Here is a 12,595-nt window from a genome sequence, read left to right as displayed (position 1 = left end):
TACAAGCGTATAAGACGAATGTATATTTCCCGGCCATGGACATCCTCATCTCCGGCGCGAGCGTCGCCGGCCCGTCCCTCGCCCTCTGGCTGCACCGGCTCGGCCACCGCGTCACCGTCGTGGAGCGGGCGCCCGCACTGCGCGGCGGCGGCTACGCGGTCGACTTCCGCGGCCGGGTCCACCTGGAGGTCCTGCGCCGGATGGGGCTGCTGGACGCGATGCGGGCCAGGGCCACGCACATGGGTGACATCGCGATCGTCGACCGCGACGGCGCGCTGAAGGCGACCATGCCGTCGGCGATCTTCAGCGGCGATCTGGAGCTGCTGCGCGGGGATCTCGGCGCCGTGCTGTACGACGCCACCCGCGACCACGCCGAATACGTCTTCGGCGACTCGATCGCCACGATCACCCAGGACGCCGACGGTGTCGACGTGACCTTCGAGCGGGGCGCGCCGGGGAGGTTCGACCTGGTGGTCGGCGCCGACGGGGTCAACTCGAAGGTCCGCGACCTGGTCTTCGGCGAGGTGCCGCGGCGCGACCTCGGTGTCCACGGCTGCATCTTCACCATGGCCAACGAGTTCGGCCTGGACCGGACCGCGCTCATGTACAACGAACCGCGCCGCACCGTCACGATCGGCGGGGTGACCAAGGACAAAGCAGTCGTCTCACTCTTTTTCACGGCGAATGACGAAATAACGAAAACGCACCCGAAAGCCGTCGTCGCCCAGGCGTTCGGTGCAGCCGGCTGGAAGGTGCCGCGCCTGCTCGAAGCCATGCGGACCGCGCCCGACTTCTGGTTCGACTCCACCACGCAGATCCGGATGGACCGGTGGTCACGCGGCAGGGTCGTGCTCCTCGGCGACGCGGGCTACGCCGGCGGCCCCGGCGGCAACGGCACCGGTCTCGCCGTCGTCGGCGCCCATGTGCTCGCCGGTGAGCTGCGGCGGCTTCCCTTCGACAAGGCGTTCGAGGTGTACGAGCGGCGCCTGCGCCCCTACGTGGCCACCTGCCAGAAACAGGCGTCCGGCGGTGCGGACTTCCTCGTCCCGGACACCGACCGCAGGATCGCCCAGCGGGACCGCTTCTTCCGCGTGATCCGTTACCTCCCGCCGGTGAAACACCTGTTCAAGCACCTCGCGACGCGGACCGCGGAGGCCTTCGACCTGCCGGACTACGGTGGCCTGGGTCACACGCGGGATCTTTCCGGGAACAGAGGGAACGCTTTGTAACTTAAGCCTGACACGCTCAACCTCATCCTGATGGCAGGTGTCAGACATGGCTACTCTCCCGGTTCTTCCACTGACCGACGACGTCCTGCTCCCCGGCATGGTCATCCCCGTGACGCTCGACGCCACCACGCAGGCGGCCGTCGACGCGGCGCGCTCAGCCGGTGACAAGCGGGTCCTCGCGGTCCCGCGCGTCGACGGCGAATACGGCTCCTTCGGCGTCGTCGCCGTCCTCGAGAAGGTCGGCCGGCTGCCCAGCGGCGAGCCCGCGGCGGTCGTGCGCGGCGTGTCCCGGGCCCGCATCGGCGCCGGCGTCCCCGGCCCCGGCGCGGCGCTGTGGGTCGAGGCCACCCTGCTCGACGAGCCCGCCCCCGCCGGCAGGGCGAAGGAGCTCGCCCGCGAATACAAGGCACTCGTCATCGGTGTGCTCCAGGAGCGCGGCGCGTGGCAGGTCATCGACACCGTCGAACGCATGACGGACCTGTCCGAGCTCGCCGACTCCGCCGGCTACGCGCCGTGGCTCACCCTGGAGCAGAAGATCCAGCTCCTCGGCGCCCCCGACGTCACCGCCCGGCTCGAGCTGCTCGTCGAATGGGCCCGCGCCCACGCCGCCGAGCAGCAGGTCAACGAGAAGATCAACCACGACGTCCGCGAGGGCCTGGAGAAGACGCAGCGGGAGTTCCTGCTGCGCCAGCAGCTCGCCGCGATCCGCAAGGAGCTCGGCGAGGACGAGCCGTCCGGCTCCGCCGACTACCGCACCCGGGTCGCGGAGGCCACGCTGCCCGACGTCGTCCGCGAGGCGGCGGAGCGCGAGGTCGGCCGCCTGGAGCGGGCCAGCGACCAGTCGCCTGAGGCCGGCTGGATCCGCACCTGGCTCGACACCGTCCTGGAGATGCCGTGGGACGTCCGGACCAGCGACAACACCGACCTGGCCGAGGCCCGCGCGATCCTCGACGCCGACCACGCCGGCCTCGCCGACGTGAAGGACCGCATCCTGGAATACCTGGCCGTGCGCAACCGGCGCGCCGCGCAGGGCAAGGAGGTCGTCGGCGGCCGCGGCTCCGGCGCCGTCCTCGCCCTCGCCGGCCCTCCCGGGGTCGGCAAGACCAGCCTCGGCGAATCCGTCGCCCGGGCGCTGGGCCGCAAGTTCGTCCGGGTGTCCCTCGGCGGCGTGCGCGACGAGGCCGAGATCCGCGGCCACCGCCGCACCTACGTCGGCGCGCTGCCCGGCCGGATCGTCCGCGCCCTGCGGGAAGCCGGCTCGATGAACCCGGTCGTGCTCCTCGACGAGGTCGACAAGCTCGCCGTCGGCTACGCCGGCGACCCGGCCGCGGCCCTGCTCGAGGTCCTCGACCCGGCGCAGAACCACACGTTCCGCGACCACTACCTCGAGGTCGACCTCGACCTGTCCGACGTGCTGTTCCTGGCCACCGCCAACGTGGTGGACACCATCCCCGGCCCGCTGCTGGACCGCATGGAGCTGGTGACCCTGGACGGCTACACCGAGCAGGAGAAGGTCGCCATCGCCCGCGACCACCTGTGGCCCCGCCAGCTCGACCGGGCCGGCCTGAGCCCTGACGAGGTCACGATCAGCGATCTTGCCTTTGGGGCCATCGCCGGGGAGCACACCCGCGAGGCCGGCGTCCGCCAGCTGGAGCGGGCACTGGCGAAGGTCCTGCGCAAGGTCGCCGTCGCCTACGACGGCACCCCGGTGCACGTCGACGACGTCGTCAAATACCTGGGACGGCCCCGCTTCACGCCGGAGTCGGCCGAGCGCACCGCCGTCCCCGGCGTCGCGACCGGCCTCGCCGTCACCGGCGCCGGCGGCGACGTGCTCTTCATCGAGGCGACCTCGATGGAGGGCGAGCCCGGCCTGACCCTCACCGGCCAGCTCGGCGACGTCATGAAGGAGTCGGCGCACATCGCGCTGTCCTACCTGCGCTCCAACGGCCGGCGCCTCGGCATCGACCCCAACGAGCTCGCCGGCCGCCGCATCCACCTGCACGTCCCGGCGGGCGCGGTCCCGAAGGACGGCCCCAGCGCCGGCATCACGATGGTCACGGCACTGGCGTCACTGGCTACCGGGCGGCCGGTGCGGCCCGAGTTCGGCATGACCGGCGAGGTCACCCTCGCCGGCCGGGTCCTGCCGATCGGCGGGGTCAAGCAGAAGCTCCTGGCGGCACACCGGGCCGGCCTCACCGAGGTCATCATCCCGAAGCGCAACGAGCCCGACCTCGACGACCTGCCGGCGGAGGTGCGGTCGCAGCTGACCGTGCACGCCCTCGCCGACGTCGCCGACGTGCTCGCCCTCGCGCTGCGCCCCGCGGACGTCGCCACCCTGGTCCCGTCCGCCTGACCCACCGCCTGACCCGCCGCCCTCAATATGGGGGCGGCGGGTTCGTCGTGCGGATCTGCTCCAACATCCGGCGGCGGCGCCGGACGTCGTAGCCGCGGGCGAGGCGGACCGCAGGCGGCGGCGCGGCGACGTAGGCTCGTCTGCGTGCCGAGCCGGAACACGACCCCAGCAGCCGAGCCCACCACCGCCGCGCCCGTGAAGAAGGCCGTGGCGAAAAAGGCCGCCGCGCCGAAGAAGGCCACCGCCGCCAAGGCCGCGGCGAAGAAGGCGACCCCCGTCAAGAAGCCCTCGAAGGCCGCCGTGGTCCACGTGCCGGCCGGGCCGGACCTGGAGAAGACCAGACAGGCGCGGCGCATCCTGCGGCTGCTCACCGCCAGATACCCGGACCCGGTCCTCGAGCTGGACTTCGCCTCGCCGCTGCAACTGCTCTTCGCCGCTGTCCTCGCCGCGCAGACCCTCGACGAGCGGGTCAACCTCGTCACCCCGGTGCTGTTCGCGAAGTACCCGACCGCGGCCGACCTCGCCGCCGCCGACCCCGCGGAGATGGAGGAGATCCTCCAGCCCGTCGGGTACTACCGGAAGAAGACCCAGATCGTCATGAAGCTGGCGTCGGCCCTCGTCGAGCGGCACGACGGCGAGGTGCCCGGCACGTTCGAGGAGCTCGTCGAGCTGCCCTGGGTCGGCCGCAAGACCGCCAACATGGTGCTCGGCAACGCGTTCTCGGTCCCGGCGATCTCCGTCGACACGCACGTCGAGCGGGTCGCGCACCGTCTCGCCTGGGGGCCGGAGCGCGACGTCGAGGGCACCGAGACCGACGTCGCGGCGCTGTTCGACAAGAAGGACTGGGTCTCGGTCAACCTGCTGCTGATCCTGCACGGCCGGCGCACCTGCCACTCCCGCAGGCCCGCGTGCGGCGCCTGCCCCCTCGCCGAGGAGTGCCCGTCGACCGGCCTCGCCGGCAAGGGCGAGCTCGACCCCGAGAAGGCCCGGGCGCTGCTGAAGTGACCGCCGGTGGCACACTGCTCCGGTGCGATTCGCCGACTTCGACGTCCTGCTGCGGCAGGCGTTGCGGCGGTACGCGGCCCTCGAGCGCGACGGTGACGTCGCCGTCTTCGACCACTGGCGGGCCACCGAGGCGGACCTCATGCGGGTCCAGCGGCGGCTGGGCGTGCGGCTGCCGGAGCAGTACCGCGGGTTCCTGCTGCGGTACGGCGCCGGCCGCTTCCTCTTCGTCGAGCTGCTCCCCGCCGACGAGGGCCGCCGCTGGGTGGAGACGCTGCTCAGCGCCAACGCGCCCGCCGACGAACACGGCCGCGGGTTCGTCGCGGTCGCGCCCGTCGGCACCGGCGACTACTGGGGCTTCGTGGTCCACGACGGGATCTGCGAGGACGCCGTCAGCTTCCGCTACCACGAGGACGGCGCCGTCGAGCACGCCGCCGACGACTTCCTCGAGTTCGTCGCCGCGGAGGGCCTGCGGGTCGGGAGGTGACCCGCGGTGACCGACCCGTTCGGCATCGGCTCCGGCGTGTGGCCCGGCCTGGCGAAGGTCGCGGAGGAGGCCGGGGAGCTGCTGCAGGTCGTCGGCAAGCTGGTGGCCACCGGTGGCCACCCCGCCCACTACGACGGCTCCGACCTGCGCGACCGGCTCGTCGAGGAGTGCGGCGATCTGCTCGCGGCGATCGGCTACCTCACCGCCGCCAACGGCATCGAGGCCGAGGTCGCCGACCGCGCGGCCCGCAAACGCGAGCTCTTCCAGGACTGGCACCGGCGGGAGGTCGAGCGGCGGGGCGGGTGATCGTCAAACCCCCTCGGTCCTGACGATCACCCGGCCGGTGCGGGCCCGCTGAGTCCCATGACCCGTGAGCGCGGAACTGGGTTGCGTCCCGGGTGGGACCGGCACAACATCGAGACATGCCGACGCGACGCAAGGCCCGGGTGCGACTCGACGTGCGGGAGCGGCCCGCCCGGTCCCGGCTCCGCGCGGCGGCCCGACCTGTCGCCGGCCGTACACCTGCCGCGGCTACCGCAGGGCGGGCTGGCGGGACTCGCGTTGCGCCGACTCCACCACCTCGCCGCGGGTGTCGCCGAGCCACACGACCGGGTTGACCGGCGTGCCGACGCGGCTGAGCAGTCCCGTCTCGTCGGTCCACGCGACCAGTGGCACCGGCTGCACGTGCTCGGTCTGCCAGCCGATGACCCGGCCGGCCTGGATCTCGTCGTCGGTGGCCGTGGCCAGCCACAACACCTGGGTCTGCGCAATGATCGTCATGCTGTCGGTGATTCCCCCGCAACGGAAGGTGCAACCACGTCATGCCGCAGTTCGAAGCGCTCCTCGCCGAAGGCGCGACCGTGCCCGTCGAGGGCTGGGACTTCTCCTGGTTCCACGGCCGCGCGACCGAGGAGCGACCACCCTGGGGCTACGCGGACCTCCTGTCCCGGCGTTACCGCACCGCCGGCCGCGCCCTGGACGTGCAGACCGGCGGCGGTGAGGTCGTCGCGTGGGCCCTGCGCCGCGCCGGCACCACCCCCGCGGTCCTGGCCGCCACCGAGTCCTGGCTCCCGAACGTCGCCCTCGCCACGCGGGCGCTCGCCCCGTACGGCGGCACCGTCGCCCACGTCGCCGACGAGGACCCGCTGCCCTTCGACGACGGCACGTTCGACCTCGTCAGCAGCCGGCACCCGGTCGTCGCCGGCTGGCCGGAGCTCGCCCGGGTCCTGGGCCCGGGCGGCACGTACCTCGCCCAGCACGTCGGCGTCGGCAGTGTCCACGAGCTCACCGAGGCGATGCTCGGCCCGACCCCGGTCGGCCAGGGCCGTCACCCGGACGCGGCGGCCGCCGCCGCCCGCGCCGCCGGCCTGGAGGTGAAGGACCTCCGCGAGGTGAGACTGCGGATGGAGTTCTCCGACGTCGCCGCCGTCGCCGTCTTCCTCCGCAAGGTCATCTGGATCGTGCCGGGCTTCACCGTGGACGCCTACCGCGAGCAGTTGCGGGCCCTCCACGACCGCATCCAGGCCGAGGGCCCGTTCACCGCTTCCACGAGCCGCTACCTGATCGAGTGCTTCAAGCCACATCAAAACGGCGGTGAGTGAACGGTCGTTGGGGGCCAGGGATAGTTTGTGGGGACAAGCACACCCGCCGCTGCCGCAGGAGAAGTCTGATGAGCGAGTCCGTGAACGTAACCGTGACCGGTGCCGCCGGCCAGATCGGCTACGCGCTGCTGTTCCGCATCGCGTCCGGTCAGCTGCTCGGTGCCGACACCCGTGTGAAGCTGCGCCTGCTGGAGATCCCGCAGGCCGCCCGCGCCGCCGAGGGCACCGCGCTGGAGCTGCAGGACGGTGCGTTCCCGCTGCTCGCCGGGGTCGACGTGTTCGACGACCCGAAGCAGGCGTTCTCCGGGGCCAACGTCGCCCTGCTCGTCGGGGCCCGGCCCCGCACCAAGGGCATGGAGCGCGGCGACCTGCTCGAGGCCAACGGCGGCATCTTCAAGCCGCAGGGTGAGGCGATCAACGCCGGCGCCGCCGACGACATCCGGATCCTGGTCGTGGGCAACCCGGCCAACACCAACGCCCTCATCGCCCAGCGCAACGCGCCGGACGTGCCGGCAGACCGGTTCACCGCGATGACCCGCCTGGACCACAACCGGGCGGTGGCGCAGCTGTCGCAGAAGCTCAGCGTGCCGGTGTCGGAGATCCGCAAGGTCACCATCTGGGGCAACCACTCGGCGACGCAGTTCCCGGACATCCTGCACGCCGAGGTCGCGGGCCGTAACGCCGCCGAGGCCGTCGGTGACCGGCAGTGGTATGCCGACGAGTTCATCCCGCGGGTCGCCAAGCGCGGTGCGGAGATCATCGACGTGCGCGGCGCGTCGTCGGCCGCCTCGGCGGCGTCGGCGGCCATCGACCACGTCCACGACTGGGTGAACGGCACCGCCGAGGGTGACTGGACGTCGGTGGCGCTGCCGTCCGACGGCTCGTACGGGGTACCGGAGGGCCTGATCTCGTCGTTCCCGGTCGTGTCCCGCGGCGGCAAGTGGGAGATCGTCCAGGGTCTCGAGATCGACGACTTCTCCCGGGCCCGGATCGACGCGTCGGTCGCCGAGCTCGCCGAGGAGCGCACCGCCGTGGAGCGTCTCGGCCTGATCTGACCGGTAGGACATGACGCCGGCCCACCCGCTTCCGCACAGCGGGTGGGCCGGCGTGTCATTTCAGTGGGGCGCGCGGCCGAGCTCGTGCCAGCTCGCCTCGGACAGCTCCACCTCGTAGTGCTTCGCCGCCACCGCGAGGTTCGCGAAGGCGAGGTCACGGTCCTTGTCGTTGACGCCGCGCACCTGGTCGAACCGCGCGACCGCGTTACGGACGTGCTTGGCGTCGGTGAGCGGCAGCTTGCGCTGCTCCGGGAACGCGTAGACGCTGTCGGGCAGGCGCTCGCGGGTCTCCTCGGACAGCGTGCCGTGTGCCTCGGAGGGCCTCCATGTCGTCTCCATGCCCGTACAAGTTCCCTGGCGACGCGGTCGTGACACACCGATCCGGGGCAACGTTCGCGGCGGCCGACGCGGGACGGTACCGTTCGGTCCGACGGCTGACAGAAGGAGATCACGAGTGAAGGTGGACGCCGAGGCGCGGCAGCGGCTGACCGCGCTCCTGCAGACGCATGAGGAAACGATCGTGCGGCATTGGACGGAGATCGCGGCCCGCACGCTGCGGGGCCGGCTGACCCAGGCCGAGCTGAGCCGGCAGGTGCGCGACATCTACAGCGCGCTGATGGCGATGCTCACCGCCGAGGGCGACGGTGATGTGGCCGGCATGCAGGGCGGCGAGTCCCGGGCGACGCTCGGTGAGCTGTCGCGGGCGTGGGCCCGGCAGGGCTTCACCCCGAGCGAGACCGCGAGCCTCGTGTTCACCGTGAAGGAGGTCGTGCTCGGCCTCACCGAGACGGGCGCGGAGGAGCAGACGCCGAAGGACTTCCAGCTGCTGTCGCTGCTTGTCGACGACATGGGCCTGTTCACGTTCGAGACCTACACCAAGACCCGCGAGTCGGTGATCGCCGACCAGACCGAGCAGCTGCTGGAGCTGTCGACGCCGGTCGTGAAGCTGTGGGAAGGGGTCGTCGCGGTGCCGCTGGTCGGCACGCTGGACTCCGCCCGCGCCCAGGTGGTCATGGAGAAGCTCCTGCAGACCCTGGTCGACACCGGCTCGGGCTTCGCGATCGTCGACATCACCGGCGTGCCGGCGGTCGACACGCAGGTCGCCCAGCACATCCTCAAGACGGTGGTGGCGGCCCGGTTGATGGGCGCGGAGTGCATCATCTCCGGCATCCGCCCGCAGATCGCGCAGACCGTCGTCGCGCTCGGCATCGAGTTCGGCGACATCGTCACCAAGGCCAACCTCGCCGACGCGCTCCTGCACGCGATGCGCGCCAGCGGCGTCGAGGTCGTCCGCCGGGCGAACCGGGACAGGACGGCCTGATGGACCGCATCCCCGTCCTGAAGATCGGCGAGATCCTGCTGGTCTCGATCCAGATCGACCTCGACGACCAATCGGCGATGCAGCTGCAGGAGGACCTGTCCGACCGGATCGTGGAGACCGGCGCGCACGGCGTGATCATCGACATCTCCGCGCTGGAGATCGTCGACTCGTTCATCGGCCGGATGCTGTCGACGATCGCGGCCGTGTCCCGGGTGCTGGACGCCGAGACGGTCGTGGTGGGCATGCGCCCGGCGGTGGCGATCACCCTGGTGGAGCTCGGCCTGTCGCTCAACGGGGTGCGCACCGCGCTCAACGTCGACAAGGCACTGGAGATCCTCGCCGAGGCGAAGCAGGTGCGTGGCGTCGGCGTGCTCAGTGTCAGCGGATCGGACGACGTGCCCGTATGACGCAGCCGCAGGACCCGCAGCATCTGCCGATCACCGACGACAAGGACGTGGTCCGGGTGCGGCAGGCGGTCCGGGTGATCGCGCTCGCCGCGAAGCTGCCGCTGGTCGACCAGACGAAGCTCGTCACCGCGGCGAGCGAGCTGGCCCGCAACACCCTGATCCACGGCGGCGGTGGGCACGCGACCGTCGCACAGGTGCACAACGGGCGGCGGGCCGGCGTCCGGGCCGAGTTCGTCGACACCGGGCCGGGCATCGTCGACCTCGGTCTGGCCTTCACCGACGGGTACACCACCGGCAGCGGCCTCGGGCTCGGCCTCAGCGGATCCCGGCGGCTCGTCGACGAGTTCGAGATCGAGACCGTCGCCGGCGAGGGCACGAAGATCACGGTCACCAAGTGGGCCCGGTGACGCCGCCGGTCGAGGTTCCCACCGTCGAGGAGCTGGGCTGGTTCCCGGTCGACGACAACGCGGCGGCGAACATCGCCAGGCGGGTGGCGGTGGACTGCGCCAAACGGCTCGGCTTCACCGAGGAGCGGGCCGGCGAGGTGGCGATCGTCGCCTCGGAGCTGGCCGGCAACCTGCACCGGCACGCCGACGCGGGGGCGCTGTCGGTGCGGTGCCTGCGCGCGGGCACCGGCGGCGGGGTCGAGCTGGTCGCCGTCGACACGGGTCCCGGCATGGCCGACCTGGTGTTCAGCGGCGTCGACGGTACGTCCACCGCCGGCACCCTCGGCATCGGGCTCGGCGCGGTCCGCCGCCTTTCGAGCCACTCCGGCGGCTACTCGCTGCCGGGCCGCGGCACCGTCCTGACCGCGCAGCTATGGCAGGACCGGGTTTACCGTGCGGTGCCGGTGGTCGGCGGGCTGACGCGACCGATCACCGGCGAGTCGGCCTGCGGCGACCGCTACGCGGCACGCCGCGTCGACGGGGCGATGCTGCTGATCGTCGCCGACGGGCTCGGCCACGGCGCCCTCGCGGCGGCGGCGTCGGGCGCGTGCGTCGACGCCTTCCTCGCCAGCCCGCTGGAGTCTCCCGGAGCGATCGTGGAGCACCTGCACCGGGTCGTGTCGTACACCCGGGGCGCGGCGGTCTCCGTGGCGAGGGTCGAGCACGACACGGTCCGCTTCGCCGGGCTGGGCAACGTGGCCGGCACGGTCGCGACCCCGGACGGGGCGCGGCGCGGCATGGTCAGCCTCCCCGGCATCGTCGGCCACCAGTCCAGAGTTGTCCGCGAGTTCAGCTACGACCTGCCACCCGGCGCGGTCGTGGTGCTGCACTCCGACGGCGTGTCGGACCGCTGGACCCTGCGTGACTATCCCGGCCTCAGCCGCCAGGACCCGCTGCTCATCGCCGGGACGCTGCTGCGCGACGTTGGGGTGCGCCGCGACGACGCGTGCGTGGCGGTGGTCCGGCCGTGACCGCGGACGGGTCGCCCGAGCCGCTGCTGCGGATGACCCTGCGCACCGACCAGGACGTGTTCGTGCTGCGCCAGCGCGGCCGGGAGGTGGCCGCGGCGCTGCTCATGGAGCACCAGGACCAAGTCAGGGTCGCCACCGCGCTCAGCGAGATCGGACGGCACACGATCGGGGCCGTCGTCACGTTCTCCACCGACGTTTCCGCGAGGCCGCGATTGGTCATTGTGGTAGAGGCGGCCGGCATCGGGATCAGCCCGCCGGAGGGCACGGCGGCGGCGGGCCGGTTGATGGACGAGGTGCAGGTGGAACCGGACAGGATCAGCCTGGCGCGCAGGCTGCCCGCCCAGGTCGGCACGGACCGGCTGGCCGCGGCGCGGCAGGAGCTGGCCGCGAGCCGGCCGACGACTGCGCTGGACGAGCTCAGCGTCCAGAACCAGCAGCTGGTCACCGCCCTGGAGGAGGTCCAGGCGCACCGCGACGAGCTGCTCACCCTCAACGCGGAGCTGGAGGAGACCAACCGCGGCGTGATGGCGCTGTACACGCAGCTGTCCGAGGAGCTGGAGCAGACCAACCAGGGTGTCGTCGCCCTGTACGCGGAGCTCGACGAACGCTCCGCCCAGCTGCGCCAGGCGAACGAGGCGAAGAGCCGCTTCCTGGCCAACGTGTCGCACGAGCTGCGCGCGCCCGTCACCGCGATCATCGGGCTCACCCGGCTGCTGCTCGACCCGCGCTCCGAGCCGCTCACCGCCGACCAGACCCACCAGCTGGACCTTGTGCAGGGCTCCGCCGCCGACCTGCTCGCCCGGGTCAACGACCTGCTGGACCTGGCGAAGGCCGAGTCCAACCGGATCGAGCCCAACTGGGCGCAGGTCGACCTGGGCGCGGTGCTCGGCCAGCTGCGCGGCACGCTGCGCCCGCTGGCGAAGCCCGGCGTGCAGTTCGAGATCGCGGACCCCGCCGAGCCGGTCGACCTGGTCACCGACGAGCTGCTGCTCACCCAGATCCTGCGCAACCTGCTCACCAACGCGTTGAAGTTCACCGACGCCGGCAGTGTCGCGATGGGCGCGCTGGTGCTCGACGGCCGGCTGCACATCGCGGTCGCCGACACCGGCATCGGCATCCCGCTCGCCGAGCAGCGCCGCGTCTTCGAGGAGTTCCATCAGGTGCGTGGTGTGCACCAGGCGGGCGGGACCGGGCTCGGGCTGCCCTACGCGCGGCGGCTGGCGACGCTGCTCGGCGGCGGGCTCAGCATGGTCAGCGAGCCGGGGGAGGGCAGCACCTTCACCCTCGACGTGCCGCTGCAGCCCGCGCCGGTGGACGACCTGGACCTGCCGCACGTGCCGGTGGTGCTGGTCGTCGACGACGAGGCCGCCTCGCGGCAGGTGCTGCGCGAGCACCTCGACGGCATTGCGGAGTACATCCACGAGGCCGCCGACACCCGCTCGGCGCTCGCCATCGCGACCCGTGAGCGCCCATCATTGATCTTCCTGGACCTACGGATGCCCGGCGGCGACGGCGGCGAGCTGATCGCCGCCCTCGCGGGCGTGCCGGAGCTGCGCGGCGTGCCCGTCGTCGTGGTGACCGGCGCCGACATCACGCACGTCCCGGGCGCCGCCGCCGTCCTGGACAAGTCGGCACTGACCCGGCGCATGGTCGCCGAGGTCGTCGCCCGGGTCACCGCGTGACCGGCCCGGGGCGCCGTCCCGGACCGCGGTCGCGCCGGAGC

The 12,595-nt window shown here is 72.3% G+C and carries 14 protein-coding genes; 12 read left to right on the top strand and 2 right to left on the bottom strand.

The genetic code is table 11. The features are described from left to right. The first annotated feature begins 35 nt into the window (after window positions 1–35). The 5 genes from ABZS58_RS14375 to ABZS58_RS14355 all read left to right on the top strand — a co-directional run bounded on the left by ABZS58_RS14375 (window position 36) and on the right by ABZS58_RS14355 (window position 5,377). Window positions 36–1,229, top strand: coding sequence for an FAD-dependent monooxygenase (locus ABZS58_RS14375; protein ID WP_354781317.1), 1,194 nt, complete (start codon window positions 36–38; stop codon window positions 1,227–1,229). A 46-nt stretch (window positions 1,230–1,275) separates the two neighbouring features. Continuing rightward, window positions 1,276–3,582, top strand: a complete 2,307-nt coding sequence (gene lon, locus ABZS58_RS14370; RefSeq protein WP_354781315.1) for an endopeptidase La — start codon at window positions 1,276–1,278, stop codon at window positions 3,580–3,582. A 144-nt stretch (window positions 3,583–3,726) separates the two neighbouring features. Further along, window positions 3,727–4,587, top strand: coding sequence for an endonuclease III (gene nth / locus ABZS58_RS14365; RefSeq protein ID WP_354781313.1), 861 nt, complete (start codon window positions 3,727–3,729; stop codon window positions 4,585–4,587). A gap of 22 nt (window positions 4,588–4,609) precedes the next feature. Continuing rightward, window positions 4,610–5,071 carry an SMI1/KNR4 family protein gene (locus tag ABZS58_RS14360; RefSeq protein ID WP_354781311.1) on the top strand — a complete coding sequence of 154 codons (462 nt, stop codon included), beginning with the start codon at window positions 4,610–4,612 and terminating at the stop codon, window positions 5,069–5,071. A gap of 6 nt (window positions 5,072–5,077) precedes the next feature. Then, a complete protein-coding gene (locus ABZS58_RS14355; RefSeq protein WP_354781309.1) occupies window positions 5,078–5,377 on the top strand; it encodes a hypothetical protein in 300 nt (99 codons plus the stop codon). Between the two features lie 225 nt (window positions 5,378–5,602). Here the strand turns inward: ABZS58_RS14355 and ABZS58_RS14350 are convergent, their stop codons facing one another. Then, window positions 5,603–5,851 carry a hypothetical protein gene (locus tag ABZS58_RS14350; RefSeq protein WP_354781307.1) on the bottom strand — a complete coding sequence of 83 codons (249 nt, stop codon included), beginning with the start codon at window positions 5,849–5,851 and terminating at the stop codon, window positions 5,603–5,605. A 41-nt stretch (window positions 5,852–5,892) separates the two neighbouring features. Here ABZS58_RS14350 and ABZS58_RS14345 point away from each other — a divergent pair, with 41 nt between their 5' ends. Next, window positions 5,893–6,672, top strand: a complete 780-nt coding sequence (locus tag ABZS58_RS14345) for a methyltransferase domain-containing protein (protein WP_354781305.1) — start codon at window positions 5,893–5,895, stop codon at window positions 6,670–6,672. A 68-nt stretch (window positions 6,673–6,740) separates the two neighbouring features. Continuing rightward, on the top strand, window positions 6,741–7,727 hold the full coding sequence (locus ABZS58_RS14340) for a malate dehydrogenase (RefSeq protein ID WP_354781303.1): 987 nt from the start codon (window positions 6,741–6,743) through the stop codon (window positions 7,725–7,727). 60 nt (window positions 7,728–7,787) lie between these two features. On the opposite strand, the gene ABZS58_RS14335 is transcribed toward ABZS58_RS14340, so the two are convergent. Then, complete coding sequence (locus ABZS58_RS14335) at window positions 7,788–8,066, bottom strand: DUF6582 domain-containing protein (RefSeq protein WP_354781301.1); 279 nt, start codon at window positions 8,064–8,066, stop codon at window positions 7,788–7,790. A gap of 115 nt (window positions 8,067–8,181) precedes the next feature. Here ABZS58_RS14335 and ABZS58_RS14330 point away from each other — a divergent pair, with 115 nt between their 5' ends. Genes ABZS58_RS14330 through ABZS58_RS14310 form a run of 5 tightly spaced genes read left to right on the top strand, consistent with a single transcriptional unit; the run spans window position 8,182 to window position 12,554 of the window. Next, window positions 8,182–9,048, top strand: a complete 867-nt coding sequence (locus ABZS58_RS14330; protein ID WP_354781299.1) for an STAS domain-containing protein — start codon at window positions 8,182–8,184, stop codon at window positions 9,046–9,048. After that, window positions 9,048–9,455 carry an STAS domain-containing protein gene (locus tag ABZS58_RS14325; RefSeq protein ID WP_354781297.1) on the top strand — a complete coding sequence of 136 codons (408 nt, stop codon included), beginning with the start codon at window positions 9,048–9,050 and terminating at the stop codon, window positions 9,453–9,455. Before ABZS58_RS14330 ends, ABZS58_RS14325 begins: the two co-directional genes overlap by 1 nt. Further along, on the top strand, window positions 9,452–9,862 hold the full coding sequence (locus ABZS58_RS14320) for an ATP-binding protein (RefSeq protein ID WP_354781295.1): 411 nt from the start codon (window positions 9,452–9,454) through the stop codon (window positions 9,860–9,862). Before ABZS58_RS14325 ends, ABZS58_RS14320 begins: the two co-directional genes overlap by 4 nt. Then, the gene (locus ABZS58_RS14315; protein WP_354781293.1) at window positions 9,850–10,872 is read left to right on the top strand and encodes a SpoIIE family protein phosphatase; all 1,023 of its coding nucleotides are present in this window, start codon (window positions 9,850–9,852) and stop codon (window positions 10,870–10,872) included. The genes ABZS58_RS14320 and ABZS58_RS14315 overlap by 13 nt, the downstream gene beginning before the upstream one ends. Beyond that, window positions 10,869–12,554, top strand: coding sequence for an ATP-binding protein (locus ABZS58_RS14310; protein ID WP_354781291.1), 1,686 nt, complete (start codon window positions 10,869–10,871; stop codon window positions 12,552–12,554). The genes ABZS58_RS14315 and ABZS58_RS14310 overlap by 4 nt, the downstream gene beginning before the upstream one ends. Window positions 12,555–12,595 lie beyond the last annotated feature (41 nt).

It is taken from the genome of Dactylosporangium sp. NPDC005555, from assembly GCF_040605635.1.
GTDB lineage: Bacteria > Actinomycetota > Actinomycetes > Mycobacteriales > Micromonosporaceae > Dactylosporangium.
The sequence above is the reverse complement of the archived record's forward strand: the minus strand, read 5'-3'. Positions and strand labels throughout refer to the sequence as shown.

Excerpts from the sequence above, each read along its gene's own strand:
- ABZS58_RS14375 (WP_354781317.1), top strand. The coding sequence starts at position 36 with ATGGACATCCTCATCTCCGGCGCGAGCGTCGCCGGCCCGTCCCTCGCC.
- lon (WP_354781315.1), top strand. The coding sequence starts at position 1,276 with ATGGCTACTCTCCCGGTTCTTCCACTGACCGACGACGTCCTGCTCCCC.
- ABZS58_RS14350 (WP_354781307.1), bottom strand. The coding sequence starts at position 5,851 with ATGACGATCATTGCGCAGACCCAGGTGTTGTGGCTGGCCACGGCCACC.
- ABZS58_RS14345 (WP_354781305.1), top strand. The coding sequence starts at position 5,893 with ATGCCGCAGTTCGAAGCGCTCCTCGCCGAAGGCGCGACCGTGCCCGTC.
- ABZS58_RS14340 (WP_354781303.1), top strand. The coding sequence starts at position 6,741 with ATGAGCGAGTCCGTGAACGTAACCGTGACCGGTGCCGCCGGCCAGATC.
- ABZS58_RS14335 (WP_354781301.1), bottom strand. The coding sequence starts at position 8,066 with ATGGAGACGACATGGAGGCCCTCCGAGGCACACGGCACGCTGTCCGAG.
- ABZS58_RS14325 (WP_354781297.1), top strand. The coding sequence starts at position 9,048 with ATGGACCGCATCCCCGTCCTGAAGATCGGCGAGATCCTGCTGGTCTCG.
- ABZS58_RS14320 (WP_354781295.1), top strand. The coding sequence starts at position 9,452 with ATGACGCAGCCGCAGGACCCGCAGCATCTGCCGATCACCGACGACAAG.